Here is a 2,998-nt window from a genome sequence, read left to right on the forward strand (position 1 = left end):
ACAGGGCAAAGTGTTCCTGACTTTCGTGGTCAACGCTGATGGCAGTGTTCAAGACATTAAAGTACTGAAAGGCATGGGATTCGGCACCGACGAGGAAGCGGTCAGAATCATGAAGCAGACGCCCAAATGGATACCCGGTGCAAAGGAGGACGGTGAAAAAGTGAACGTGAAGTACAACCTTCCGATCAGTTTTGTACTCCCGAAGGAGAAGAAGGAACTTGGGCTGGTGATTCCGTCTAAAACTGATAAAGTTGAAACATCGACTTGGTTATACGAGCAAGCTGATAGCCTAGCAAAGCTACAACCCAATACTGCAGGCATTGAATATTCTGCCAATAGCAAACCTGCATTTAGGATCAGACAAGCTCCTCCCGGTTCGAAGTTTGGAAACCCACTTTTTGTTTTAAACGGCATATTGGTGCCTGCCAGCCAACCAGATTTCCTTAGTACAATCTCACCAGCGGACGTGAAAACGATAACGGTATTGAAAGACGCCGTCGCACTAGCCGTTTACGGAGTACGTGGTGCTAATGGAGTAGTAGAAATAACTACCAAGCAAGGCGCGAAAATGCCTTTGGATAGGAAGAATTAGTTTGAAAAAACATAGTCTTTTCCTCTATGAAAGCTCCCGCCCATCTCCTCTGCTCGGCTGTATACCTGTTGGATTGCGCCTTGGGTGATCCACTTGACAGCTTAACCAATAATTTCCTGAGTTGCTCAACCCTAAAAAACCGCATCGCCATGCTCTACAAAGACCGAAATTCAAAGTGGGCCTTGGGCAAGTACGCCGCCGTGGTCGCGTTCGTGGGTAGTGTGGCCCTGCTGATGGCCTTCAAGCCCGCGCTTTCGCCGGAAGTTCCTGCCCTGGTCACGCAAAAAGTGACAATCAAAGGCAGCGTCGTGAATACCGACAACCAGTCTTTGGCGGACGTTTTTGTAATAACCGCCGACCTCAGAAACCACTTCGTTACGGATGATTTAGGCCAGTACGAACTGTCGATACCCGCAGGGAGTGAACTGGTTTTTAATAAAAAAGACTACAAGCCAGTCAAGGTTACGGTGAAAGATAACCAGGTCATCGACGCGGTGTTGGCCGCGTCAAAATCCGCCGATTCGTCGGTCGTGAGTGTGTATCCTTTTGTGATAACGGAGAGGATGAATCCCGGTCAGAGTGGGTACGGAGGAATGTTTATTCCAAAGTTCCTGCCCGACATCAAGCTCAAAAGCGATTCGGTGCAAACGTTCAAGTACCATTTTCTGAGTGATAACAGCCTACCACCTGCTTTTCCCGGTGGTAGCGATGCCCTGCGGGCATTCATCGCGCGAAACGCTACCTACCCCAAAGGCGCGGTGAGAGCCAACGTACAGGGCAAGGTGCTGGTCAATTTTATGGTGTCCGCCAGCGGGGCGATCCGGCAGGTAAATATTTTGAAAAGTCCGAGATTTGGCCTGGAGCAGGAAACCGCGCGGCTGATGGCGGCGATGCCCGCCTGGCTACCCGGCCAGCAAGACGGCAAGAAGGTAGAAACGCCCTACCAGCTGACCCTCGACTATCGGCTGGCGACCGACTCTCTGAAAACCGGGACACTCGAAGCCCAGGCCGGGCTGGATGGCAAAGGGGCGAGCTACGCGATAGTCAGGTTTTATCAACCCATCAGCCGAAGAACCCACACTATGGTGGCGTATTTTAACGGCTTCGACGATCAATACGGCCTGGAAAATGCTCTATACGTGCTGGACGGCAAACCCGTTGGTGACCGGGAAACGATGGGTAAGATTCCAGCCGATCAGATTGTGTCCGTCAATATTGTGCGAGGCGCAGCGGCGAAGAAGCTTTACGGCGAGAAAGGGGCCAACGGCGTGGTAGCCATCGCAACTAGAAAGGCAGTAAAGAAAATGTGAGCGTCATGGCTTATTTCCTTAAATCCTGAAAAAATGAACATCATCACCTATTTGCTTCAGACAAACCTATACTGGCTGCTGCTCTACGGCTGTTACTGGCTTTTGCTGCGCCGCCAGACTTTCTTCGTCTGGAACCGCGCCTACTTGCTCGGTGCGCTGCTGCTGTCGTTCGGTCTGCCGCTGTTGCAATACCCTGCGGCCGCTCCGCCCGTCCCGGCGGCCGTTTACGAACTGACTTCCCTACCGCTGGAATCCGCGACGATAGCGGTGGCCGAAGCAGTTCCGGCAGCTTTTGTAGTCACGCCACAAGCCGATGCGACTGCCGCACCGTTTCCGTGGCTCGACCTTTTGCTGGTCCTTTACATTGTCGGGGCGGTGTTCATGCTCGTCAGGCTGCTGTGGCAGTTTCGCCGGTTGTTTTCCTTTTTCCAAAAAGGCGAACGCATCACGTTGGATGACTACCAAATAATTCTACTGAAAGATGAAGCACCCGGATCTTTTTCTTTCCTAAACTGGCTAGTCGTCAACCGCCTCGACTACGAAAACGATTTCGACACCGTCCTGCGTCATGAGTTGGTTCACGTGCGACAGCGCCATAGCGTGGACATTGTTTTGGTGGAAATTTTGCGGGTAGTTTTCTGGTTCAATCCGGTTTTAATTTTGTACAAAAAATCTTTGCAACAAGTACACGAGTACCTGGCCGATGCCGCCGCCCCGCAGCGCGACCGCTACGCCGATTTTCTGCTGGCCTACGCGCAGCATAATCCCGCTAATGCTTTGACCAATAATTTCCTGAACTCTTCAAACCTCAAAAAACGAATCAAAATGCTTTACAAAAACCGAAACTCGAAATGGGCGTTGAGCAAGTACTTTGCCGTCGCGCCGCTCATCGGACTCGTGCTGATGCTCACCGCCGCCCGCGAGCGTGTGGCGGATGTCGTAGATAGTAGTAAGCCTTTGGTATCAGCCACTGCCTGGGTGGCAGAACTACCAGAGGCATTGCCGATCGAAACCACTACGGTGAAAGGCACCGTCCGCAGCTCCAAGACCAAAGAGCTGCTGCCGGGGGCGAACGTGATACTGGCGGGTACCTCGC

General features: G+C 52.1%; 3 protein-coding genes. All 3 read left to right on the top strand.

Going from position 1 to position 2,998, the window contains the following annotated elements; genetic code table 11:
- Positions 1 to 592 (top strand): TonB family protein (locus ACEW8P_RS12010; RefSeq protein WP_373513322.1); only part of this gene is annotated, 592 nt, incomplete at its 5' end.
- Positions 593 to 618: 26 nt separating this feature from the next.
- Positions 619 to 1,902 carry a TonB family protein gene (locus ACEW8P_RS12015; RefSeq protein WP_373513323.1) on the top strand — a complete coding sequence of 428 codons (1,284 nt, stop codon included), beginning with the start codon at positions 619 to 621 and terminating at the stop codon, positions 1,900 to 1,902.
- 33 nt (positions 1,903 to 1,935) lie between these two features.
- Positions 1,936 to 2,998 (top strand): M56 family metallopeptidase (locus ACEW8P_RS12020; protein WP_373513324.1); only part of this gene is annotated, 1,063 nt, incomplete at its 3' end.

This window comes from Persicitalea sp. (genome assembly GCF_041751555.1).
Taxonomy (GTDB): Bacteria; Bacteroidota; Bacteroidia; order Cytophagales; family Spirosomataceae; genus Persicitalea.